Source organism: Vibrio sp. N418, assembly GCF_000222565.1.
Taxonomy (GTDB): domain Bacteria; phylum Pseudomonadota; class Gammaproteobacteria; order Enterobacterales; family Vibrionaceae; genus Vibrio; species Vibrio scophthalmi.
In genome coordinates this window covers 1-23,135 of record NZ_AFWD01000069.1, presented here as the reverse complement: position 1 = coordinate 23,135, position 23,135 = coordinate 1, and the positions used below count along the sequence as shown (strand labels likewise).

The 23,135-nt window shown below is 44.9% G+C and carries 24 protein-coding genes; 19 read left to right on the top strand and 5 right to left on the bottom strand.

Going from position 1 to position 23,135, the window contains the following annotated elements; translation table 11 throughout:
* The first annotated feature begins 75 nt into the window (after positions 1-75).
* From tyrR to RH86_RS14720, 13 genes are all read left to right on the top strand, one after another.
* Positions 76-1,620 (top strand): transcriptional regulator TyrR, encoded by a 1,545-nt coding sequence (gene tyrR, locus RH86_RS14780; RefSeq protein WP_009386909.1) that lies wholly within the window; start codon positions 76-78, stop codon positions 1,618-1,620.
* The gene (gene rimJ / locus RH86_RS14775) at positions 1,620-2,204 is read left to right on the top strand and encodes a ribosomal protein S5-alanine N-acetyltransferase (protein WP_009386908.1); all 585 of its coding nucleotides are present in this window, start codon (positions 1,620-1,622) and stop codon (positions 2,202-2,204) included. Before tyrR ends, rimJ begins: the two co-directional genes overlap by 1 nt.
* Positions 2,204-2,791 (top strand): HD domain-containing protein, encoded by a 588-nt coding sequence (locus tag RH86_RS14770; protein ID WP_005598778.1) that lies wholly within the window; start codon positions 2,204-2,206, stop codon positions 2,789-2,791. Before rimJ ends, RH86_RS14770 begins: the two co-directional genes overlap by 1 nt.
* A 13-nt stretch (positions 2,792-2,804) precedes the next feature.
* Positions 2,805-3,278, top strand: a complete 474-nt coding sequence (locus RH86_RS14765) for a DUF2947 domain-containing protein (protein ID WP_005598779.1) — start codon at positions 2,805-2,807, stop codon at positions 3,276-3,278.
* A gap of 239 nt (positions 3,279-3,517) precedes the next feature.
* On the top strand, positions 3,518-3,694 hold the full coding sequence (locus tag RH86_RS20575) for a hypothetical protein (protein WP_005598780.1): 177 nt from the start codon (positions 3,518-3,520) through the stop codon (positions 3,692-3,694).
* A 390-nt stretch (positions 3,695-4,084) separates the two neighbouring features.
* Positions 4,085-4,681, top strand: a complete 597-nt coding sequence (locus tag RH86_RS14755) for a GTP cyclohydrolase II (RefSeq protein WP_009386906.1) — start codon at positions 4,085-4,087, stop codon at positions 4,679-4,681.
* A 190-nt stretch (positions 4,682-4,871) separates the two neighbouring features.
* The gene (locus tag RH86_RS14750; RefSeq protein WP_009386905.1) at positions 4,872-6,134 is read left to right on the top strand and encodes an imelysin family protein; all 1,263 of its coding nucleotides are present in this window, start codon (positions 4,872-4,874) and stop codon (positions 6,132-6,134) included.
* 125 nt (positions 6,135-6,259) lie between these two features.
* Positions 6,260-7,654 (top strand): di-heme oxidoredictase family protein, encoded by a 1,395-nt coding sequence (locus tag RH86_RS14745; RefSeq protein ID WP_009386904.1) that lies wholly within the window; start codon positions 6,260-6,262, stop codon positions 7,652-7,654.
* 23 nt (positions 7,655-7,677) lie between these two features.
* On the top strand, positions 7,678-8,703 hold the full coding sequence (locus tag RH86_RS14740; protein ID WP_190275916.1) for an imelysin family protein: 1,026 nt from the start codon (positions 7,678-7,680) through the stop codon (positions 8,701-8,703).
* Positions 8,693-9,778 carry a DUF1513 domain-containing protein gene (locus RH86_RS14735; RefSeq protein ID WP_009386902.1) on the top strand — a complete coding sequence of 362 codons (1,086 nt, stop codon included), beginning with the start codon at positions 8,693-8,695 and terminating at the stop codon, positions 9,776-9,778. Before RH86_RS14740 ends, RH86_RS14735 begins: the two co-directional genes overlap by 11 nt.
* Positions 9,779-9,889: 111 nt before the next feature.
* Entirely contained in the window at positions 9,890-11,428 is a 1,539-nt protein-coding gene (locus tag RH86_RS14730; protein WP_009386901.1) for a murein L,D-transpeptidase, read from the top strand.
* Between the two features lie 209 nt (positions 11,429-11,637).
* Positions 11,638-12,180 (top strand): YcbK family protein, encoded by a 543-nt coding sequence (locus RH86_RS14725; RefSeq protein ID WP_009386900.1) that lies wholly within the window; start codon positions 11,638-11,640, stop codon positions 12,178-12,180.
* 85 nt (positions 12,181-12,265) lie between these two features.
* Positions 12,266-12,922 carry an MBL fold metallo-hydrolase gene (locus tag RH86_RS14720; protein WP_009386899.1) on the top strand — a complete coding sequence of 219 codons (657 nt, stop codon included), beginning with the start codon at positions 12,266-12,268 and terminating at the stop codon, positions 12,920-12,922.
* Positions 12,923-13,038: 116 nt separating this feature from the next.
* Here the strand turns inward: RH86_RS14720 and RH86_RS14715 are convergent, their stop codons facing one another.
* The gene (locus RH86_RS14715) at positions 13,039-13,761 is read right to left on the bottom strand and encodes a DUF2982 domain-containing protein (RefSeq protein ID WP_411572010.1); all 723 of its coding nucleotides are present in this window, start codon (positions 13,759-13,761) and stop codon (positions 13,039-13,041) included.
* A gap of 254 nt (positions 13,762-14,015) precedes the next feature.
* Between RH86_RS14715 and RH86_RS14710 the strand changes: the two genes are divergently transcribed.
* From RH86_RS14710 to RH86_RS14685, 6 genes are all read left to right on the top strand, one after another.
* Positions 14,016-14,402 carry a hypothetical protein gene (locus tag RH86_RS14710; RefSeq protein WP_009386897.1) on the top strand — a complete coding sequence of 129 codons (387 nt, stop codon included), beginning with the start codon at positions 14,016-14,018 and terminating at the stop codon, positions 14,400-14,402.
* 376 nt (positions 14,403-14,778) lie between these two features.
* Positions 14,779-15,900, top strand: coding sequence for a TRAP transporter substrate-binding protein (locus RH86_RS14705; RefSeq protein ID WP_009386896.1), 1,122 nt, complete (start codon positions 14,779-14,781; stop codon positions 15,898-15,900).
* A gap of 186 nt (positions 15,901-16,086) precedes the next feature.
* Positions 16,087-16,620: a TRAP transporter small permease subunit gene (locus tag RH86_RS14700; RefSeq protein ID WP_009386895.1), complete on the top strand. Its 534-nt coding sequence runs from the start codon at positions 16,087-16,089 to the stop codon at positions 16,618-16,620.
* Positions 16,621-16,630: 10 nt separating this feature from the next.
* Positions 16,631-17,914 (top strand): TRAP transporter large permease subunit, encoded by a 1,284-nt coding sequence (locus tag RH86_RS14695; protein ID WP_005598805.1) that lies wholly within the window; start codon positions 16,631-16,633, stop codon positions 17,912-17,914.
* Between the two features lie 128 nt (positions 17,915-18,042).
* Positions 18,043-19,398: a cache domain-containing protein gene (locus RH86_RS14690; protein ID WP_009386894.1), complete on the top strand. Its 1,356-nt coding sequence runs from the start codon at positions 18,043-18,045 to the stop codon at positions 19,396-19,398.
* The gene (locus RH86_RS14685) at positions 19,391-20,026 is read left to right on the top strand and encodes a response regulator transcription factor (protein WP_005598809.1); all 636 of its coding nucleotides are present in this window, start codon (positions 19,391-19,393) and stop codon (positions 20,024-20,026) included. Before RH86_RS14690 ends, RH86_RS14685 begins: the two co-directional genes overlap by 8 nt.
* Before the next feature lie 168 nt (positions 20,027-20,194).
* On the opposite strand, the gene RH86_RS14680 is transcribed toward RH86_RS14685, so the two are convergent.
* The 4 genes from RH86_RS14680 to RH86_RS14665 all read right to left on the bottom strand — a co-directional run.
* Positions 20,195-21,076, bottom strand: a complete 882-nt coding sequence (locus tag RH86_RS14680) for a dihydrodipicolinate synthase (RefSeq protein ID WP_009386893.1) — start codon at positions 21,074-21,076, stop codon at positions 20,195-20,197.
* Positions 21,073-21,489 (bottom strand): PTS lactose/cellobiose transporter subunit IIA, encoded by a 417-nt coding sequence (locus tag RH86_RS14675; RefSeq protein WP_009386892.1) that lies wholly within the window; start codon positions 21,487-21,489, stop codon positions 21,073-21,075. Before RH86_RS14675 ends, RH86_RS14680 begins: the two co-directional genes overlap by 4 nt.
* Positions 21,473-22,813: a PTS cellobiose transporter subunit IIC gene (locus RH86_RS14670; protein WP_009386891.1), complete on the bottom strand. Its 1,341-nt coding sequence runs from the start codon at positions 22,811-22,813 to the stop codon at positions 21,473-21,475. The genes RH86_RS14675 and RH86_RS14670 overlap by 17 nt, the downstream gene beginning before the upstream one ends.
* 20 nt (positions 22,814-22,833) lie before the next feature.
* Positions 22,834-23,135 (bottom strand): PTS sugar transporter subunit IIB (locus tag RH86_RS14665; protein ID WP_009386890.1); only part of this gene is annotated, 302 nt, incomplete at its 5' end.

Sequence of the window (23,135 nt, the reverse complement as noted above, 5' to 3'; positions counted from 1 at the left end):
TTTGCTTGACGAGGATCTAGGCTTAGGGGAAACTACTGTCAACTTTTCCTGACACCTTAACTTAGGACTCTCTCAGTGCGTCTAGAAGTTTTTTGCGAAGACCGACTCGGCTTAACACGCGAGCTACTCGATATCCTTGCCTCTAAGAGCATTGATTTACGAGGTATCGAAATTGATATTTCTGGAATTATTTATTTAAATTGTCCGGATATTGATTTTGATACCTTCAGTGAATTAATGGCGGAAATTCGCCGTATATCGGGTGTAAAAGATGTCCGAAAAATTCAGTTTATGCCGATGGAAAGGCATAACACCGAGCTTATTTCGTTACTCAACAATCTTCCAGAGCCGGTATTAGCGATAGACCTAAAAGGCAACGTCGACATGGCCAACCATGCTGCGTTGAATCTATTTAACCGTGACGAACAGGAAGTGATCGCTCATCAAATTGGTCAGCTGATTCCAAGTTTTAACTTCAGTAAATGGGCTGAAGGGCAAATTACTCGCCAGCGTGAGAATATCGTTATCAGTGGTCTTGATTACGTCATGGAAATCATGCCGGTTTACATCACGACTGAGAGTAAAGAATCGATCTTAGCCAGTACAGTGATGATTATCCGTTCAGCGCAAGATAAGCCGCTGCTTAAAGAAATTCTCCCTTTACAGAACAATCTTGGCTTTGAGCATTTTGTTGGTGTCTCCAATCGTCATAAAGCGCTTATTACGCAAGCGAAAAAGCTTGCGAATCTTGAGCAACCATTGCTTATTCAAGGCGAGACGGGCACAGGTAAAGAGATGTTGGCACGCGCTTGCCATAGTCGCTCACATCGAGCGGGAGCACCATTTTTAGTATTAAGTTGTGCTTCGATGCCTGATGACGTGGCGGAAACCGAATTGTTCGGTCATGCTCCGGGCAGTTTTAATCATCAAGAAGGCAATAAAGGGATCTTTGAACAAGCCAACGGCGGGACGGTATTTCTCGATGAAATCGGTGAAATGAGTCCGCACTTGCAAATTAAGCTGTTGCGTTTATTGCAAGATGGCACCTTCCGCCGTGTTGGTGAAGAGCACGAAGTGCATGTTAATGTGCGCGTCATTGCTTCAACTCGCCATAACTTGGCCGATTTAGCCGAATCTGGCGCGTTTCGAGAAGATCTTTTCTATCGTTTGAATGTACTAACGCTCAATATTCCATCGTTACGCGATCGTTCCAATGACATAGCACCATTACTTGAACTGTTTGTCGCTAAGTACATTAATCAGTTGGGGATGGTGAAGCCTGAAATTGATGACAATCTTGTTGATCAGTTAGCGTCGTACAACTGGCCGGGTAACATGCGCCAGTTAGAAAACATGGTTCTACGTGCTCTAACTGAATTGGAAAGTGAGCGACTGACGGTTGAGCTATTCCATCTACCTCAGGTTGAAGCCTCTGTTTCAAGTGGGGGCTCGATCAACCTTGATGGTTCGCTTGATGACATTATGAAAGATTACGAATCTAAAGTGTTGGATAGACTCTATCAATCGTTCCCATCAAGCCGTAAGCTCGCTAAGCGCTTGAACGTTTCGCATACCTCGGTCGCGAACAAACTACGTGAATATGGAATTCGTAAAAGTTGATGTCGAAAGTGAGTACCCCTCTACAAGTGTATGAGGTGGATAAGGATATCGTTTTGCGTACCGCTGAGCCAACGGACGCGTATAAAATTAGTCAGTATTTTATTACTAACCGAAGTCACTTAAAGCAGTGGGAGCCAGAACGGGAAGCGGAATTTTTTACGTTACCAGGCTGGACACAGCGCCTGATCAAACTCAGTGACCTGCATCGGCTCGGGTTAGGGTATTATTTACTGATTATTGATCGTCACAGCGATCAAATGTTGGGTACGATATCCTTTAGTAGTTTAACTCGCTTTCCAGTTCATGCTTGTCATGTTGGTTATTCACTGGCTGAACAAGCACAGGGAAGAGGAGTGATGGGTCGAGCGCTAAAAATGGCTCTCGACTACATGTTTACGAAGCAAAACATGCATCGAATTATGGCCAGCTACATGCCTCACAACCAACGTAGTGAAGCGGTATTAACGCGATTAGGTTTTGAGCGAGAAGGCTACGCTAAAGATTACTTATTGATTGATGGCCAATGGCGAGACCACGTTCTGACGGCGCTGATCAATTCTGAATGGCGTGAGGTAAAGAAGTAATGCAACGATTAGAGCAGCAATTGAATTTGATCATCGAATTAGATCAGCTCAAAAGCGTACTTCGCCGTACTCGGGTTAAAAGTGCTGATGGTCGATTAGAAAACAGTGCGGAGCATAGTTGGCATGTCGCTTTGATGGCAGTGCTAATGCAAGAGCATGCCAATCAACCGGTTGATATCAGCAAAGTAATGAAAATGCTGCTGTTGCACGATATTGTTGAAATCGACGCTGGTGACACCTTTGTTTACGATGTCGCTGCATCAGCGCAGCAAGAAGAAAAAGAACGTGCCGCTGCAGAGCGATTGTTTGGTTTGCTACCGAGCGATCAGGCGACAGAGTTAAAAAATATTTGGTTAGAGTTTGAACAGGCCCAAACCGCCGAAGCAAAATACGCTAAGGCACTCGATCGGATTATTCCGATGCTTTTGAACTACCATAATGGTGGTCAAAGTTGGCAAGAACACAATGTAACTAAGCAGCAAGCATTAACGGTGAATCGTAGAATTGAAGATGGTTCATCTACTTTGTGGCATAAAGCCCAGCAACTAATTGAAGAAGCCAGCGAAAAGGGTTGGTTGAAGTCTTAATTGAGGAACATAGATGTCTTATTTACCTTTGGACCAGTACCAAAGAAAATGGATTTTTACCCATCAGTCGATGCCGGTAGCAGAGCAAGATCTTGAAGCGATCAAACCAATGGATCAAGCCCGTGCCGCCCAGTTGTGGAAAGATAACATCAGCGCGCAGAGTCCAGATGCTGACCGACTCGCCTCAAGTGATTGGCCAATGAAAGCGCCAAATTGGAGTAACAGTGTTGATTGGATGACGGCTTGGGAATCTGATGAAGAAGAATTGCCCGCTGAAATTTTAGAGTTTATCGACTGGCAAGATGATGTAACTGTTTATTTTTGTTATGAAAAGTACAACATCCTCGAAACCAAGTGGAGTATCTTCAAGAAATATTGGAAGAACTTCTTATTCTACGATGACGGTCCTTTTTTGATTGGCCGCCGCCGTACAGAAGCACTGTGGTTTGATGACAAAGGTCAGGTAAAACTGGGCAAACGCGATTAGTTTCCACACACAAAATAGACAAACGGGTTGGTCAAATGATCAACCCGTTTTATTTTGTGCAAAATGATCAAAAAATGGATCTTAAAATTAAAATCAAAGCAACTCTATTTTGTGTGATGTTACTCCAAAATAATTGATTAAATTGTGCGCAAAATGAAGCTTTTGTTATCATAAGAACATGGATGCCATATACGGTCATGGCTAAACTTTTGTTTTAGTTAGAATATTAGGAATGCGCTGTGGAAACGATGCTACTACAATTAAGAAAGGACTTTTACTCACACATTAGTTCGTTGCAAGCTCATACGCTTCCGCAAAGTAAACCAACATTAAGCGTTCTTACCGATGACGAGTTAAAAGAGCTTGAGCACGTCTGGGTTGAGCTTTCTGTTTGGCAGCGCTCACAAGCGCATTAACTGACCTAATTTAAGCTGCATCCTGCTGCTATATCGCCTCGGTAATCCCACAACCCGGGGCAAATGCCCACGTTGTGTCATTCTTCTCTTTATTGAACACAGTCATACCCCTTGATTGTTTATTTCATCATTGAATCTTGTTCGACGCCATCAGTTGCTCTGCAGGTTTAGTCTCTAGTCATGTCATTTCGCCACGTCTTAAACAAGGATAAATCTTTAACAAATTCCTCGACGAGCAACCTCTATCTTTATGAACTATAATTGTTATATTATAACAATAGTGATCTAACCATTGAATTCTTGAGTAAGAGTCCTCATAGTTAGTTACAAAGGACGGTCGTTTGATTGCGATAGTCAATAAATATTAAAAGAGTTCGAGTGAGTATTGATATGGCGGAAGTACGTGCCAGAGTAGAATTTAAAGTCGGTGTTGGAAGTAAAATTGACGCAGAAATCTTGTCTTTTAAGGGATTAAAAACGGACAAAGAGCATGTTGCGGTTATCTTTAAGCAAGCCGATCAAAGCCAAGATATCCCACTTGTGCGCATGCATTCAGAGTGCCTGACTGGCGATGTATTCCATTCTTCTCGTTGTGATTGCGGCGAGCAACTTGATGAAACGATTGAGCGTATGGGGGAGTACGGCGGTATCATCCTATACCTACGTCAAGAAGGACGTGGCATTGGTTTGTACAATAAGATTGATGCTTATCGCCTACAAAGTCAGGGTATGAACACCTACGAAGCCAATAATCACCTCGGCTTTGGTGATGATCTGCGTGATTTTTCAGAAGCGGCACAAATGTTATTAGCCTTAGGTGTTGGCAAAATTCGCTTAGTGACCAACAATCCGAAGAAAGTCAACGAACTTAAAGAGCACGGAATTGAGATTGCCGAAGTAGTGAACACCTTAGCGCATATTAAAGAGGGTAATGAAAGTTACCTTAAAGCCAAGGTCTCACACGGTAAACATCTGCTGAAATTCTAAAGTCTTGTTAACATGACGCGATAAAAACCTCATCTTTATGAGGTTTTTTTGTTTTTACCTTGCAAAAAAAATGTAACTTTGTATTATTCGCAATCTAAGTGTTAATGATAATAATTAGCACTACCAATTATAAAGTAGATACGTAAGTTAATTAAGTAAGGTAACTTCAAGCTCAACAAGGACTTTAATCATGAAGGTAAAATCAGCTTTGGCGCGTTCAATTGCCGCGACTCTTGTGTTCGCAAGTGGTTCAGTTTTCGCTGCGGACGTCACCAAGCAGCAAGTGGTAGAACATTATGCCGACATCGCCCACGCGGTATTTTCTGATGCTTTGACTACAGCGCAAGCACTCGATACGTCTATCGAATCATTTCTCAACACTCCATCAGAAAAAACACTCGCTGATGTAAAACAAGCTTGGCTCGACTCTCGCGTACCATACCAACAGTCTGAAGTATTCCGTTTTGGTAACGCAATCGTTGATGATTGGGAAGGGCAGCTGAACGCATGGCCTTTGGATGAAGGTTTGATTGACTACGTTGATGCGGATTATCAATACGAGTTGGGTAACGAAGGAGCGATTGCTAATATCGTGGCGAACAAAGAGCTTACTATCGGTGCGAATAAGCTTGATGTTGCAAAAATCACCCCAAAACTGATTGCGGATCTTAACGAAGTTGGCGGATCTGAAGCGAATGTGGCATCGGGTTACCACGCCATTGAGTTTTTACTTTGGGGCCAAGATTTGAACGGCACTAACGCTGGTGCCGGTGAACGTGCCTATACCGACTTTGTGGTTGGTAAAGAGTGCACAAACGGCAATTGTGATCGTCGTGGCGATTATCTTCGCGCCGCTGCGGATCTGCTAGTGCAAGATCTTGAGTGGATGGAAAAGCAGTGGTCCTCTGAGCAAACAGACAATTATCGCCAAGAGTTGCTCAATGAATCAGCGGAAAATGGTTTGCGTAAAATGATGTTTGGTATGGGCTCATTGTCGTTAGGCGAATTGGCTGGTGAGCGGATGAAAGTGGCACTTGAAGCCAACTCAACGGAAGATGAGCATGACTGTTTCTCTGACAACACACATAACTCTCATTTCTATAACGAGCAAGGCATCTACAACGTTTACACCGGTAGCTACCAAAAAGTTGATGGCAGTAAAGTAGAAGGTCCAAGCATCTATAACCTAGTTGCACAGAAAGATCAAAAAGCCGCGGACGAAATTCAAAAGCAATTTGACGCTACACGCGCTCAAGTGGGTCAGTTAGTGACATCTGCTGAGAAAGACAATCAGCACTTCGATCAATTGATTGCGGCGGGTAACACTCAGGGTAACGCTTTGGTCAATGAAACGATCCTTTCACTGGTTGCGCAAACAGCATCAATTGAACGTGCAGCGAACGTGATTGGGATTACCAGCCTAAATCCAGACACCGCTGATCACGAATTCTAAACATGAGTTTGATCTGATATGAGTTGTTGCAAGGGCTCTGTGATCAAGAGCCCTTTGTTTTTCAATCTCCCCGAGCGTAAACATAACTAATTTTAAAAGCCTCGGTTGTTGTAGGATGCACTGGAATGAAGCTGTATTTAAAATCCTCTCTAGCATGGTTGCTAATCTCATTTTTCTCTTTCGCTGTTGCGGCAAGCGATGTTAAGTCGGGCGGCAACACATCCGTGAAAAAAGAGGGCGCCAACGCGTTTTCCTTACCTGCCGCTAATCTACCTATGTCAAAGCGACTCGATTTTAGTGTCGGCAATAGTTTTTTTCGAAATCCTTGGGTACAAGCACCAGCATCGACAGATGCACGCGATGGCCTAGGACCGCTGTTCAATACCAATGGTTGCCAAAACTGCCACGTCAAAGATGGTCGGGGGCATCCACCGGAAGAAAATGATTTGCATGCAGTGTCAATGCTGGTGCGCCTGAGCATTCCGGCAATGAGTGCTGAGCAGAAAAAAGCCTACATTAAAGATGGCGTGATCCCTGAACCCACTTACGGTGGTCAGCTACAAGATTTCGCCTTGCAAGATCAAACCCCAGAGGGAACGATTAAAATTACCTACAGTGATGTCCCAGTAACGTTTGCTGATGGTACAAAAGTCGTGCTGCGCAAACCAAAAGTGGAAATTACTGATTTGGGTTACGGGCCTATGCATCCAGATACCATGTTATCTGCCCGCGTAGCACCACCTATGATTGGCTTGGGCTTATTGGAAAGCATTCCCGATGAAACCTTACAAGCATGGAGTGACGAAGCGGATCAAGATAATGATGGCATTTCAGGCAAAGTGAATAAAGTATGGGACGTGCAAAAGCAGGATTTTGCGATTGGTCGATTCGGCTGGAAAGCGGGCCAACCGACACTGATGCAGCAAAATGCCGCCGCTTTTAATGGCGATGTTGGTTTAACCAGTCGTCTATTTCCAAACGAAAACTGTACCAGTGCACAAACACTCTGTGATGAATTACCTAACGGTGGCAAGCATGAAGTCAGTGATAACATTCTGCAATTTGTTGAGTTTTACTCTCAACATCTCGCGGTTCCGGTACGCCGTAACGTCGAAGACCCACAAGTAAAATTAGGTCAAAAGCTATTCAACGATATTGGTTGTCAGAGCTGTCATAAAACCAATATTAAAACGGCGCAACGTGAAGGGTTACCAGCGTTATCCAATCAAATAATTCATCCATACAGTGATATGTTACTGCACGATATGGGCGAAGGATTGGCCGATAATCGTCCTGAATATCTTGCCAATGGGCAAGAATGGCGCACCACACCGCTGTGGGGGCTCGGTTACACTGAAGAGGTCAATGGACATACCTATTTATTGCATGATGGACGTGCTCGTAATGTGATGGAAGCAGTTCTGTGGCATGGTGGTGAAGCAGAAATGAGCAAGCAGAAAGTGCTTAAGCTGAATGTTAATGAGCGTGAGGCATTGATTGCCTTCTTGAACTCTTTATAACGGTGGTATTCATGATTAAGCGAATGAATAAAGCTTTATTGGCCGTTACCGCAACGGCATTGTTATTAGGTTGCCAAGGTCAGACAAATTCTCATTATTCAGCCGATACATCAAGCCATATTAGTGCGGCGGTTTATCAGCTTGAATTTGCATCGGCAGCACAATTTCATCTACAGGCGCTGTGGTTAAATCAGGCGATGTCTCGTTACTGTCAAGTGGGTGGGAGTACCGTTGAATTAGAGCAAAATTGGCAACTCACGATGCAGGCATGGATGGCGTTGCAGGGGCAAGAACGTGGCCCCCAGTCTGCACTTGAACAGAGTTGGAATGTTCAATTTTGGCCAGATAAAAAAAACACCACTGGTCGTAAGATGAGTGGCTTAGTCAAACAAGAGAAGCTTTGGACGGCCGCTGAAATCTCGCTACAGAGTGTTACCGTGCAGGGATTAGGCGCGATTGAATGGTTACTTTATGATCCGAAGTCAGACTTCAAAACAGCATCAAACAGTTGCCAATTAGGAGCGGCAATCAGTGATAACTTAGCCAACAATGCCGCTGCGATTGTTGCGGCATGGCAAACGAATCCTTGGCTTACGTTGGATCAAAGCGCTTGGAATGCGGAGTACATTGCACTGTTGTCTAATCAACTTGATTACAGTATGAAGAAGCTCTCTCGTCCGATGGCAAAAGTCGGCCAACCTCGCGCTTATTTCGCTGAGTCATGGCGCTCTCAAACATCGATGGCTAATCTGAAGCACAATGTGGCTGCACTAAAAGCGCTCTATCTCGCCAATGGTGACGGTTTAGATCATCTGTTGCGTCAGCGGGGGAGAGAGTCACTAGCGGATCGCATTGTTTATCAGTTTGATATGACTCTGGAAACTTGGCCAGAACAAAGCAGTCTGTTTGAACTGTTGCAGAGCAAAGCGGGTTATCAATTGGTCACTGCACAGTTCAATAAGCTAGAACATCTCAATTATCTCATTCATGAAGAAGTCGCGATTGAACTTGGTGTCGTGGTAGGATTTAACGCAACCGATGGTGACTGATAAAACAAGACGAACGCTGCTTAAGGCAGCGTTATTTGGGTCGACGGTTCCCATACTGCCTTTTGGTTGCAGTTCCATCGCCTTATCTCAATCTCGTTCGCCAGCTCTGATTGGCTGCTCATTGTCTGGTCGTAGACGCTTTAATGTTGTCGTTGCCGATCAGCAAGGATTACCCATTTCAGTACTGCCTTTGCCTGCTCGGGGACACGGGGTGGCGATTCACCCTACTCTTGATCACGCGGTGGCCTTTGCCCGTCGTCCGGGGGATTATTTTATGGTGTTTGATTATCAACGCGGAGCCATGATTCAATTGAGGCAAGCGGATCGTCAGCGTCATTACTATGGTCATGGCGTGTATTCACCGGATGGGCAATGGCTCTATGTGACCGAAGGTGAGCGAAACACTAGTCGTGGCATTATCGGCGTCTATGAGGTTGCTACAGGCTATCAAAAGCGAGATGAATTCAGCGGTTTTGGTTTAGGTCCTCATGAAGTGATTATGATGCCAGACGGTACACTGGCAATTGGTGTTGGCGGTGTTCATACCCAAGGCCGGAAGCCAATGAATCTTGAGAATATGCAGCCGAGTCTCAGCTATATTTCGTCGCAAGGAGAGCTGGTTGATCAAGTTGAGTTGGTCGATAAGAAGCTCAGCATTCGCCACTTGGCACATGATGGTGAGAAAACCGTGCTTTGTGGTCAACAGTATCGTGGCGAGGTTGAAGATAACCCAGCACTGTTAGCGATGCATACTCAAGGAGGTGGGTTGATTGAGTTGCAAGCTGAGCCTGAGCAGTGGGCTCGATTTGACCACTATATTGCCAGTATTGCGGCGACTGAAGATTGGATTTTAGCCACCTCACCAAGAGGTAATTGTTTTGGAATTTGGTCAAAAAACAGCTTGGAGTTGGTGGAGTTGTCACCATTGCCTGATGCATCGGGTGTGGTGGTGTTCGATGATGCGTTCCGTATCAGCTCAGGTTCTGGTTCGGTGATTACTCAAATCAAACCGAAGCAAAAAAGTTCGATTCGTTCGACAATACAATGGGATAACCACTGGTCTGCTATTGTGTAAATTATCATTATATCATTAAGTTATTGATATAATTTCTCAAAAACAAGTCGGCCGCTGAGTGAAAATTCTGCCATACTTATTGCAAAGAGTGCGTAATAAGTGTGTCAATAAATGTTAAAATTCAATGCAGCGCTGCTAACACTAGTATTAATGCCCATGCCTTCATGGGCATTATCATATTTTGAAGATATTGGTTGGGTTAGTCCCAATAGCCAAGCGGTCACCCAACTGCAATACCCGTCATTAGTGGAAGATATTTACCGTGATAACGGTGAACAGCTGATTTGGTTCGATCTTCAACAAAGTAGCCAGTTGGAATTTCAACTCGAGTTGATTCAGCAAGCGAATGTCAGCCCGTTTCTGTCGCGCCAACTCAAGCAGTTGCGTTTTTATCGCAATAGTAACCGTTGGTTTGAATACGATATTTTGGCCACCGATGCCATGATTACCTACATGAGTTACGCAGAACAAGCGAAGCATATGGGCAAAGAGTGGTATTTTGAAACAAAACTCACCCAGCCTTTAGCCCCTCCGACTTTATCTGCGCTTGATGCCTTACACGCTTCGATTGAATCACAACAACTGGGTGAATTAATTGAGATATATACACCTGATAGCGATAACTACCAGTCGCTTATTCGTGCCTACCTTCACCTTGCTAATTCGCACGAGGAAGAGCTGCCGAAATATCATCAAGATACCCAGTTGAAACGGGTAGGCGATCTGTTAGAGGCGCGCCCTGCATTACTTGACCGATTAGAAGTCGTCGACGTTGATCTCTCAAACGTTAAATTTAATATAGGCTATTATGATGGGCGACTTGAAAAAGCGGTTAAGCAGTTTCAAGCAATGCATGGATTAAAGCCCGATGGTGTCATTGGACCTAAAACCATTCAATGGCTGAATGTCGCTAATCGCGAACGTTTAACCATGCTTGCTGTGAATGCTGAGCGTGAACGAATGTGGCCACAGCAACGCAACACCATCATTGTGGTTAATGTGCCAAGCTTTGAAATGGAATATTGGTACGGCGGGGAATCGATGTTTCAATCTCGTGTTGTCGTCGGCCGTGAGGCTCGCAAAACGCCAGTGATGTCGACTAATTTGGACTCAGTTATCCTCAATCCGACGTGGAATGTACCATGGAAAATTATGGTAGAGGATATTATTCCACATATGCAATCTGATCCTAACTACCTCAGTCGGCAGAACATAGATATTATTGCAAATTGGCAATCAAATCAGGTGATTGACCCATCAGAAATTGATTGGGCAACACTTAACCCTAAAGCGTTTCCCTATCGAATGCGCCAAATGTCGGGTAATTATAACGCGTTAGGCCTGTATAAATTTAACACGCCGAATAAGCGCGCAATTTTCCTGCATGATACGCCAAGTAAGCATTTGTTTAGTAAAGAAAGTCGAGCATTTAGTTCCGGTTGTATTCGGGTTAAGCACGCCGATGCCTTTGCCTCTTTGCTGTTAGAGAATCAAGGTGTCGATTTAGAAAAGTTGGATGTATCCCCTGATGAAGCTAACAAAGCGGTTTCATTACGCAAGCGCATTCCCGTGCATATCATCTACCAAACCGCATGGGCAGAGGATGGCGTGGTGCAATATCGGGACGATATTTACCGTTTTGATCGCTAGAGGCGGCAATTAAACGGCAAAGCGTGATCTTTACGAAAAATTTGCAATTTGCCTTATGAAATAAAATTGTTAATTAGTTCAATAATTAATCTATGGAAGAAATAATTTGTCACATTTCTAGCACGCTTTATGCATTTGCACTTCACAAAAGAGTTAGGTAGTGTCGGCTTCGACACGATAATCGTATCGGATTGTGAAGGGTTTATAGAGTGCAAGTTACACGTAGACATTTTTTTAAGTTGGCAGGAAGTGGTTTGGTAGTTGCGAGTTGTGCCCCGAGTGTGGCACTGGCTTCTTATCCCGATCTTTCACGCTCATTAGCAATGAGCAATGTCCATACTGGCGAAGCACTCGAAACACGTTATTTCGATGGCAGCGAGTATATTCCAAGAGAACTGGGCCGAATTGATCAAATTTGTCGTGATTTCAGACGTAATGAAACACACAAAATGGACAAGCATTTGTTCGATCAGATCTCTCTTATTCAATCAGAATTAGGCGTAGAAGCTGAGGTGCAGATAATCTCGGGTTATCGTTCGCCTGCGACCAATGAAGCGTTGCGAGCACGTTCTAGCGGCGTAGCCAAGAAGAGCTACCATATGCTTGGTCAAGCGATTGATTTCCGTCTCGATGGTGTGTCACTAAAGAAAGTTCGTGATATCGCAAGAGAGATGAAAGTCGGTGGTGTTGGTTACTACCCAAGTAGTAATTTTGTCCACATTGATACAGGCCCTGCACGCTACTGGTCATAGGCTTTTTCACGATAGCTAACTCACTTGAGCTTAGTTGGCTATCGTGTCATAGTTCGGCCAGTTTCGATATTTAAAAGGTTTAGCTATGTCTCTGAAGTATCAGGTTGTGCCTGTCACCTCGTTCTCTCAAAACTGTTCTATCGTATGGTGCGATGAAACGATGAAAGGCATTGTGATCGACCCCGGTGGTGATGAAAAACAACTGGCGATGCTGATCAAAGAACTCGGTGTTGATGTTGAAAGCCTAGTACTGACACATGGTCACCTAGACCACGTTGGTGGCACCGAAGCTTTAGCGCGATTATTAGGTGGCAAAGCGATTGTAGGCCCACACAAAGAAGATAACTTCTGGTTGCAAGGCCTTGAAGGTCAGAGCCAGATGTTCGGGTTTCCGTTAACAGAAGCATTTGAACCTGATCAATGGCTAAATGACGGTGATGTGATTTCTTTCGGCAACCAAACGATGGATGTAATCCATACTCCAGGCCATACGCCTGGTCATGTGGTTCTATTCAGTAAAGAAGCTCAACTTGCTTTTGTCGGGGATGTATTGTTTAACGGCGCTATTGGTCGTACCGATTTCCCTAAAGGTGATTTCAATACCTTAATTAGCTCGATCAAAAACAAATTGTGGCCACTTGGTAACGATGTGCGTTTTGTTCCTGGTCATGGCCCAGAGTCAACCTTTGGCCGTGAAAGAGCAAGTAATCCATTTGTTGCCGATGAAATGCCCCTTTACTAAGCACTGTTAACACAAGTTGCTATCAATTTGGTATTGATAAATAAGGTCGCGGAAAGCGACCTTTTTTGTATCCGTTTTCTGGGAACGCGGTGTGAAATAGTCGTTGGTAAGGAGAGCTAATCGCGATCAGATTCCCTATCTGTACATCGCTCTTTGCTTGCTATCGGAGCATGCTCGACCTCTTGTGATGCAGCTAAATAGCGGCGCATTAACCCAACAAACTCATCGGGTGGACGGTCTAGATCATTGGTGGAGATAAATACGTCATAGCCAAAGAGTTGCCTTTGATAGTGCATCCGATTTGCCAGCATGGCTTGTAGCCCTGTGTATTGTTTTCCATCAGCGGCTCTGTAAGGTTTAGGGTCTAAAACCATTTCTTCAAATTGGGTGGTTTTGTGTTGCTGTTGTAAGCCGACATAAAGTAGCGGTCGTTGGCTAAGCAATATCTCAGTGGTAATACGGGGGCAGATGCTGTCGAGATAGGGCGAATAATCTTTGAGGCGAATCCCGACCCAGGGTAGGGGCTGATACCAACCTTCGTGTTGGCATTGGCAAATATCTATTTTACTGATGTTACGCCACTTTAAGACCCAACCACCTTTATAGAAATGCTGTTGAAAATGAGTTGCGGTTAAGGTGTAAGCAACGATGCTGGTTTTGAGTAGCCACTGAGCGGCATAAAATAGGGCGATTAGCACCAATAAGCCCACCACAAACTGTTGCCATTGATTGGTAAACCAGATCAATCCTCCCAATGCGACACACACGATTGCTCCCTTCCATACATTGGCATACGCCAGTAGAGCAGTCGGTTGATTTGAAAGGTGGCGAGTTGGCATATCAAATCTCATGGGCATATCAAACTCTTTGCGTTAGTTAACGCTCCTGTTGGTTTCAATATCTGTGTATATATTCAGTAGTCGCAAAATTGCAAATATCGAAGATTGTCTAAATTGTAGACTTATAACTACCGTTCGCTTATTTTTGTCGCAGAAACACCGAGATACCCTGTCATTAATGGCAAATTTTTGGTATAAAACGCGCTTCAAATTTTCACCACTGCTCCGTATGCAGTGAAATGGAGAAACACTCGATGAGACTTGCTCATAAGCGCAAAGTGCAACAGAAACTGCAAAAGCACATCAAAGCGACAGTTGCAAATGTACCAGCAACTAAGAAAGCTAAGCCTGTAGTTGAGAAGACAGTCGCTGTAGCACCAGCTGCGGAGAAAGTAGTTGCACAAGAACAAGTTGTAGCAAAACAAGTTGACGTTGCACTGACTCCTAAGCAACAACAAGTTCTTGATATCGTTGTGAGCAATGCTGACGGTATCAACCCTAAAGGTATCGGCCTTGCCGCTGGTCAAGAAGAAGCTAAAGCTGCATCTTGGGCAACGGGCGCACTGAAAAAACTATTAGACGAAAACCTAGTAGTAAAAGAACAATTAGCGGGCAACAAAGTTATCTATAAAGCTCTTTAAAGAACTCGCAAAAGTTGTTTTTGAGGCCTCGACTATGTCGAGGTCTTTTTTGTTGTAACGATAAAATGATACAGAATAGAAACGGTTGTATCACAAAAATTAAAATAACCTCAAAATCCTCGCCGCGTTACTACGTACGTATAGATCAGCACCTTGTCCTGTTCGGTTAAATGCTAATCCTCTTAATTTAAATGCCTTTTACATTGCTCTAATTGATCTCCTACGTACTTATACGTAGTGGGTTTTATGGAAGCTCCAATCGTGTTGTTAATTTCTCCGTGTTCTCGCTGATATTTTACGCTTGCCGGATCCTGCATGCTGTCCTCGAAACAGGAAGTGTCACATTCAGACGCACCATGAAACAAAGGACCTGATAATGAGAGCATTACATTCATTTTTTGATGGAAAGTTGAAGTTAGGCATCGCGACATTAGCCGCATCGGTTGCGCTAGTGGGCTGTGGTGAAGAGAAGCAAGCGGATACCGCCAAGCAAGCCGAACCTGAAAAAGTCTATAAGTTAAAGCTGGCTGAAACTTGGGGACCAAACTTCCCAATTTTTGGTGATGCGACGAAAAACATGGCGAAGATGGCAGAAGAGATGTCGAACGGTCGTCTGGTGATCACAATTGACTCCTCAAACAAGCACAAAGCACCATTAGGTGTGTTCGATATGGTGAAATCGGGTCAGTATGATCTGGGTCACTCGGCGTCATACTACTGGAAAGGCAAAGTGCCTAATACGCTTTACTTCACGTCCATGCCATTTGGTATGCTGCCGACAGAGCAATATGCATGGTTCTACTACGGTGGTGGTATGGAGTTGATGGAAGAGGTGTATTCAGCTCATAACCTACTGTCGTTTCCTGGTGGTAACACCGATACGCAGATGGGTGGCTGGTTCCAAAAAGAGATCAACTCAGTCGATGACCTGCAAGGCCTGAAAATGCGTATTCCGGGTTTCGCGGGAGAAATTCTAGCGGAGATTGGTGCTAAGCCAACCAATATTGCCCCAGGTGAGCTATACACGTCGCTAGAGCGTCGCACGATCGATGCGCTAGAGTGGGTGGGTCCTTCACTAGACTTACGCATGGGTTTCCATAAAATTGCCCCTTACTACTACACCGGTTGGCATGAGCCAGGGACCGAGCTTCAGTTCCTAGTTAACCAACGTACATGGGATAGCCTACCCGCTGATCTACAGTCGATTCTGCAAACGGCGATGAAGACAGCTGCCTACGACATGTATACACAATCTAAGCACGAAAGTGGCAAGAACTGGGCATCGATTCAATCTGAGTACCCAAATGTTCAAGTCAAAGATTTCCCTGTCGAAGTCATTGCGGCATTGCGTGACGCTAACGACCGTTTGCTCAGTGATCATGCAGCAAAGGATGATCTGGCGAAGAAAATTCAAGCTTCACAAGCGGCTTACATTGAGCAAGTTCGTCCATGGTCAAATATTTCTCATCGTGCATACCTAAACAGCCAAGCGCAGTAGTTAGCCATAAAAATTAAGCGCAATCGTGACGTGCGGATCGAGAAAACCCAAGTGTCAAAATAAGATTGTGCATGAAAAACAACAGTGACTCTGTCACTGGAAGCCCAAGTCCCCCTTAAATATTACAACAATAAGCTCCGCCGGCATTGTCGAGCGGAGCACCTTTAAAGTTCCACGGAGTTAGGAATGAGAAGACTGATCTATATCGAGCGGCTATTCAATCGTTTTGGCGATTGGCTTGGCTGGCTATCCAGTATTTTGTTTATTTTACTGCTGATCAACGTCGTGTATGACGTTGTGATGCGTTATGCCTTCAACGATGTGTCGATTGCTTTTCAAGAAATGGAATGGCACTTATTTTCGGCGGTATTTCTCATTGGTGTGCCGTACGCGATAAAAGCGGGCGGTCATGTGCGAGTTGACCTGTTCTACGAACGTCTATCCAACAAAGCGCAAGCCATTATTGATTTGCTCGGTACGGTATTTTTCCTCCTTCCTTTCTGCTTGTTAGTTGCATGGTATGGCATTGATTTCGCCAAAGAAAGCTATGTGCTTGGCGAGACATCGGGTGATCCCGGTGGTCTGCCTTATCGTTGGATCATTAAAGGAATGATCCCGCTTTCGTTTCTCTTTATGGCGGTGAGTGGCATTGGCCTGATGCTGCACTCGCTAAATAGAATTGTTAATCCGCATCTGATGCACGCCCAAGCGAATAAGTAGGAGACAAAAAATGGTCGGTATAGTTATGTTTTTTGTTGCCTTACTTGCGTTGCTAGTAGGCTTCCCTGTGGCCTTTACCTTTGGTGGTATCGCACTGATTTTTGGTGTTTGGGCCGAGGGTTTTGACATGTTTGCCTTTATGCCATATCGCATACAGTCAATAATGGAAAATACCGTCCTTATGGCGGTGCCGCTGTTTGTCTTTATGGGGTTAGTGTTACAAAAAACCCGTTTAGCTGAGCAATTGCTTGAGTCTATGGGCAAATTATTTGGTGGTGTGCGTGGCGGTATCGCGATTTCGACGGTACTGGTCGGTGCATTGCTTGCCGCTTCAACCGGTGTGGTTGGGGCTTCAGTGGTGGCGATGGGGCTAATCTCACTGCCAGTCATGCTGAAATACAATTACGATAAAGGTTTAGCCTGTGGCACCATCTGTGCGTCTGGTACTTTAGGGCAGATCATCCCACCATCTATCGTTTTGATATTGCTGGGGGATGTGCTGGGTGTTCCCGTTGGCGACTTATTCCAAGCTGCGATTTGGCCGGGATTAGTGTTGGTGGGAGCCTATGTGGTGTATATCCTTATTTATGCCAAGATGAATCCGGACGCAGCGCAACCTATCGAACGAGATGAAAATGTGAGTCGCTCTGAGGAAGTGTTCAAAGCACTCAAAGCGGTTATTCCACCACTTGCTCTGATTGTGGTTGTATTAGGTTCCATCTTCGCAGGTGTTGCAACACCCACTGAATCTGCGGCCTTAGGTGGTGCGGGTGCGATTGTATTGGCTGTGCTGTACAAACAATTTAGCTGGAGAATGGTTTACGACGCTTCTAAAGAGACCGTCAAAGTCACGGCAATGGTGTTTGCTATCTTACTGGGTGCGACGGCATTCTCAATGGCGTTCACTTATACTGGTGGTGACCACCTTGTTGAGCAGTGGATGTTGCAAATACCGGGTGAAAAATGGGGCTTCTTGATCATTACTATGCTGGTCATTTTGGTGTTGGGTTTCTTCATCGACTTCGTTGAAATCTGTTTCATCATTGTTCCTATCCTTGCTCCGGTGGCAGAACTGATGGGGATAAACATGACGTGGTTTGCCATCTTGATCGCGATGAATTTGCAAACCTCCTTCTTAACACCCCCATTTGGCTTTAGCTTGTTCTATTTGAAAGGTGTCGCGCCAAATGGTGTCACGACGCGAGATATTTATCGAGGGGTCATGCCATTTATCGCGATACAGATAGTGGTGCTCGCTTCGTTACTGGTTTTCCCAGAATTTTACGGAATGTGATCATGTGATTTTTGTTAACGTGGTGTAAATGTTACAGTGAACGGCTTACTCAGGTAAGCCGTTTTTATTTGTCTGCATTGTATTTAGTTACAGGCAAAGCAATCTGCCAAATTTGCGTGGGAGCAAGGATGCCTCTTAAAGTCAAATTGATACTACTGAGCTTACTGCCGTTACTCTTGGTGACGGTGAGCATCAGCTGGATTTCAGTTCATCAGTCTCAAGCACTGCGTGATAAAGAGGTCGAGATCATTCGTTCGAGCCTCATCCAATCAAAAGAAACCGCCTTAAAAGACAGCGTCGATTTGGCCTTCGATGCGATACGTCATGTATACAACGATGCCAGTCTTGATGAGTCGATCGCCCAAACGCAAGTGAAGCAGATCATCGCCAAACTGCGCTATGGCAAAGATGGTTACTTCTTTGTTTATTATCGCGATGGTACCAATTTAGTTCATCCGATCATGCCTGAATTACAAGGGCAGAATTTGCGCCATATTCAAGATGAGAATGGCGACTTTCTGATTAAAACGTTGTTGGAAAAAGCGCAGCAAGGTGGTGGATTTCACCAATATTTGTGGCAAAAACCCTCCAGTGGAGAAACCGTCCCGAAACTGAGTTATGCCGCTTGGCTGGATAAATGGGCTTGGATGATTGGCACCGGTTTGTATATTGAAGATATCAGTAATGAAGTGACGAATCTTAAACGGGCAGTCGATAAGAACATCGAAACCACCTTCTTCTCGATGATGGTGATTGTGGTCATTACGGTCGCGGTGATTGTCGTGGTGACTTTAGCGGTTAACTTACATGAACACCGAATTGCCGACCGAAGTTTAAAAGAGCTGGCGCATAAAACGGTGATGTTCCAAGAGGATGAGAAAAAACATCTTGCACGGGAGCTGCATGATGGCATCAATCAGCTGTTGGTATCGAGTAAATGTCATTTGGAATTACTGGGCAACAAGCTTGATGATGAGACGCAAAAACAGCATTTGAGCCAGTCACAGCAGTCAATCATGATGGCGATTAATGAGGTGCGTCATATCTCGCACAAACTAAGACCAAGTGCATTGGATGACATCGGGTTAGAGGCGGCTCTTAATACACTGCTGCAAGACTTTCGTTCCCACTCGGGTATACAAGTGGAAGTTGTCTTTAATCGGCGGGATGTGAAGTTGAAGTCAGAAATTGCCACAACACTCTATCGCGTTGCGCAAGAGTCATTAACCAATATTGAGAAGCACGCACAGGCTAAGACGGTTAACGTGATTTTGCAGCAGATGGGCAGTTGTTTGCAGCTGATCATTCGTGATGATGGTGTCGGGTTTGAGGTCGCTACAACGTTACGTAAAACCGGCATTGGTCTGCGCAATATGCGTGAGCGAGTTGAATTTATTGGCGGTGAGTTTGAATTGGAAAGTGAACCGGGTTTAGGTACGGAAATCACCGTCCTACTGCAATTGGATGAGTTAGTGTATGGATAGACCAATCAAAGTGGTGATTGTAGATGATCACCAAGTGGTGCTGGATGGATTTATGGCGCGTTTGAGCCTAGAGCCCAATATTGAAGTGATCGGTACGGCAAGTAATGGCGTTGAAGCGATCGAAGTGGTGAAAAACCTCCAGCCAGATGTGGTACTCATGGATGTAAGCATGCCAGTGATGAATGGTATTGATGCAACGCGAGTTATCAAAGATGAAATTGCCGATGTTAAAGTGTTGATGCTCACCATGCATGATAATCGAGAGTACATCATGAAGGTAATGCAGTCAGGCGCGGTCGGATATATGCTAAAAGAAATTTCTTCCGAAAAAATGGTGCAAGCGATCAAAACGGTTGAACAGGGATCGACTTATTTTTGTGAGTCAGTAACACAAACACTGTTTTCTCATGGTGAAATTCCGGTGGCGAATAAACCGAATCCACTTAGCCGTCGTGAAGAGGCGGTGCTAAAGCTGGTGGCGCAAGGGCACAGTAGTAAAAAGGTCGCTTCACTACTTGATATTAGTTATCGAACGGTAGAAACCCATCGGCAAAATATCAAACACAAACTTGAATTGAGCAGCATTGCTGAACTGGCAAAATATGCGGTGGAAAGGGGCATTATTTAATCAATGCAAGTTGAAAAAAAGCCTCTATCTATTCGATGAGAGGCACAGCTAAATCCGCTTCTGTAAGGAGGACAAGTTTGTTATCTCAGTTGGGTTGACTCTTGATAACAAAGGAAAAGGATTGAGCAATAACACGTGTTTATTATGCACAATCCAAAGGTGATATTTTTAGCGGCGATTGGCCATTCGCTTAAATTGATGGCGGCGCCCGCGCAGCGTTAAACCTAAACGCATAATATTCTCGAGTGGTGCGATGCCACTGTAGCCACCATCGCCAATATGTACGATATCAGCTCCTGCCGCTTTAGCTGTGATAGCCACCTGTTCGATATAGCTCTCACTGGCGCCCTCTTGTGATGTACCAATCGCTAACATGCCCAGCATGTTGGTTTGATGAACCGCTGCCATCATCTGTTGTGCAAGCTCAGGGCTTACGCCTGGTGTTGTATAGGCAGCAGGAAACATCATGATATCGGCACCTGCTTCGGCGAAGGCGGGCACAATGTTGAGGTTGTAGTCGTTACCCACGCCACCAGCATGCATTTTGCCTGCGACGATGAGCATTTCAGGGGCAATACTGCGTACCAAACCAATCGCCTTTAGGATGGTTTCTTGCGAGACACCATTACCTGGATTGCCAGTCAACATGACATAATCAAGACCAATTTCTACCGCCCGACTAATGGTTTCTTGCGTCACGGTGCGCCCAACCGCGAGGTGAGTGATACCTTCAGGAATTGGCTCAAGGTTGCACCCCACTAATCGACCGGTGTACTTTTTGACTTGCTCGACCGTCATGAACTCATCAGGATCTTCAGAGAGAATACGGATCTTAGGATCAAACACGTCTAAGCAGTTGAGAGTGATCATATCCGCGCCAAACGCAGCAGCTAATTCTGGGCCTGACACCATATCAATCGGTGGTGTAAGTGCGACAACGTTCTCTACCATGAGAGTACGCCCTTCGGATTGGCGTATCGCTTGCACTAGCTGTTCGCGATTCGCTAAACGAAAGTCTTCCGCAGTGTAATCAAAAATACGTTTATTCACGATTTCAGTCCTTTTAACTCTTGATGAATCGCGATCACTTCTTCAGTTACTTCGCGACATAACATGGTGGTCATTATATGGTCTTGAATATGCGTCAGTATTAGTGTCATCTGCACCTTACCAGAGCCTTGGTCATAACCGATAAGCTCAGTTTGTGACTTATGGACATCTTTTAATGCTTGGTCACCTTCAGCAATTTGCTGATTAGCGAGCTCAAAGTTACCACTGCGTGCGGAGCGCATCGCTGAAATAAAAGCAGAGCGTGCCGCGCCAACGTAGCAGAGCAGGGTCATCAGGAACTCTTCGGTGATTTCCAATTCTGGAGCGCAGCTTGAAAACTCGGTAGTGTTTTCCGTTGCTCCACACGTAGCATTATCTGACTTAGTTTCATCTGGCTTAGTTACGTGCTGCATTGAGTTCTCCTTGCTTTGCTGGTTTTGGTGAAGAAGCCTGTTCAGCGGCCTTTTCTTCGGCCAATAACTGCTTTTCATGAATTTTCATAAATGGATAGAACACCACCATACTGACGGTAAGACAGGTTAAAACGACAACGGCTGCGGTGATTGAGTTGGTCGACATCACAGCGCCAATTGGCGCAGGCATTGTCCACGGTGGTAGAGCAATGATTTTTGCGACAAAGCCCGTTTTGAAAGCCATCCACACAATTGTGGTGTTAATAAATGGCGCGACAATCCAAGGAATGAAATAGATTGGGTTCATGACGATTGGGGTACCGAAGATCACCGGCTCATTAATGTTAAACATGCCAGGGACAATCGACATTTTGCCAATGGTTTTGAGTTGGGTTGCTTTAGAACGCATCATAAGCAGCACCAAGCCAAATGTTCCGCCAGCGCCGCCGACGAAAACAAAGAAGTCGACCAAGGGATTAACAAAGATTTTTGGTAGTGCTTCGCCGGCTGCGAGTGCTTCTTGGTTTAGGCCAAGGTTGACCAGCAGCATCGGCGCGATAATGCCACCTACCACAGAGCCACCATGAATGCCGCTAAACCACAGCAGTTGAATCAGCATCACGGCGAGTAGGGCAGCAAAGTAGGAATCTGATGCTAAAACCAATGGTTTGAACAATTCCATAATGGCGGAAGGAATTTTGAGGCCGTGTTGCGCCAACAAGGTGTTCATAACCATGATGATCACGGAGATAAACACAATTGGGATCAGTAAATCAAACGAAGCTGAAATTTTAGGCGGTACTGCTTCAGGCATCTTGATGCGAATGTTGTACTTGATCAGTAAACGCTGCATTTCGGGCACTAATAAACCACAAAGAATGGCTGTAAATGCGCCTGCACCACCTAGGAATGCTCCCGGTAATACGCCACCTATTTCAACCGTAGTCATGGGGGCGGCAGCTAGCACAAAAGCAAACATAGATAACATACCAGTGTTCATCGGTCGCAGCTTGTATGATTCCGCCAAGCTAAATCCAATCCCAAATGCGGCATAGACAGCAAAGATACCCATACTGACGTTGAAAGGAGCGAGAATATTATCTTGGCCGATTGAATTGATTAGAGAGTGCCAACCTTCAAAGAAAAAACCGGAGTCAGATGGCGGAAAGGCCAGTACTAACAGCAGTGAACCAACAATTAAAAAGGGCATGGTTGCCACGAAACCATCTTTCACCGCAATGACATGTTTTTGCGCGGATATTTTTCCCGCAATTGGTGCGACGACGTTTTCGACGAAGCGCATAGTAGTATCGAATATAGACATGGTTATTCCTCAATCCTTGTTTAACGCGACTCGTACAGTGAGATAGCTTGGTTTAGTACCGCTTCACCATTGAGCATTCCGTAATTCATCATGTCGATAAGGCCACAGCCTTTGCCAACCGCATCAGCCTCACGTTTGAACTCTTCATATTTAAATTTGACCTGAGGCGCGACCAAGCAGACATCACATTCTGCAAGGCACTCTTCAAACTCAGAGACTGAATGCGCCGAGATTTGGCATGGTATATCGTTATTTTCTGCCGCTTTTTCCATTTTGGTGACAAGCATGCTGGTCGACATTCCAGCAGCACAACAAAGAAAAA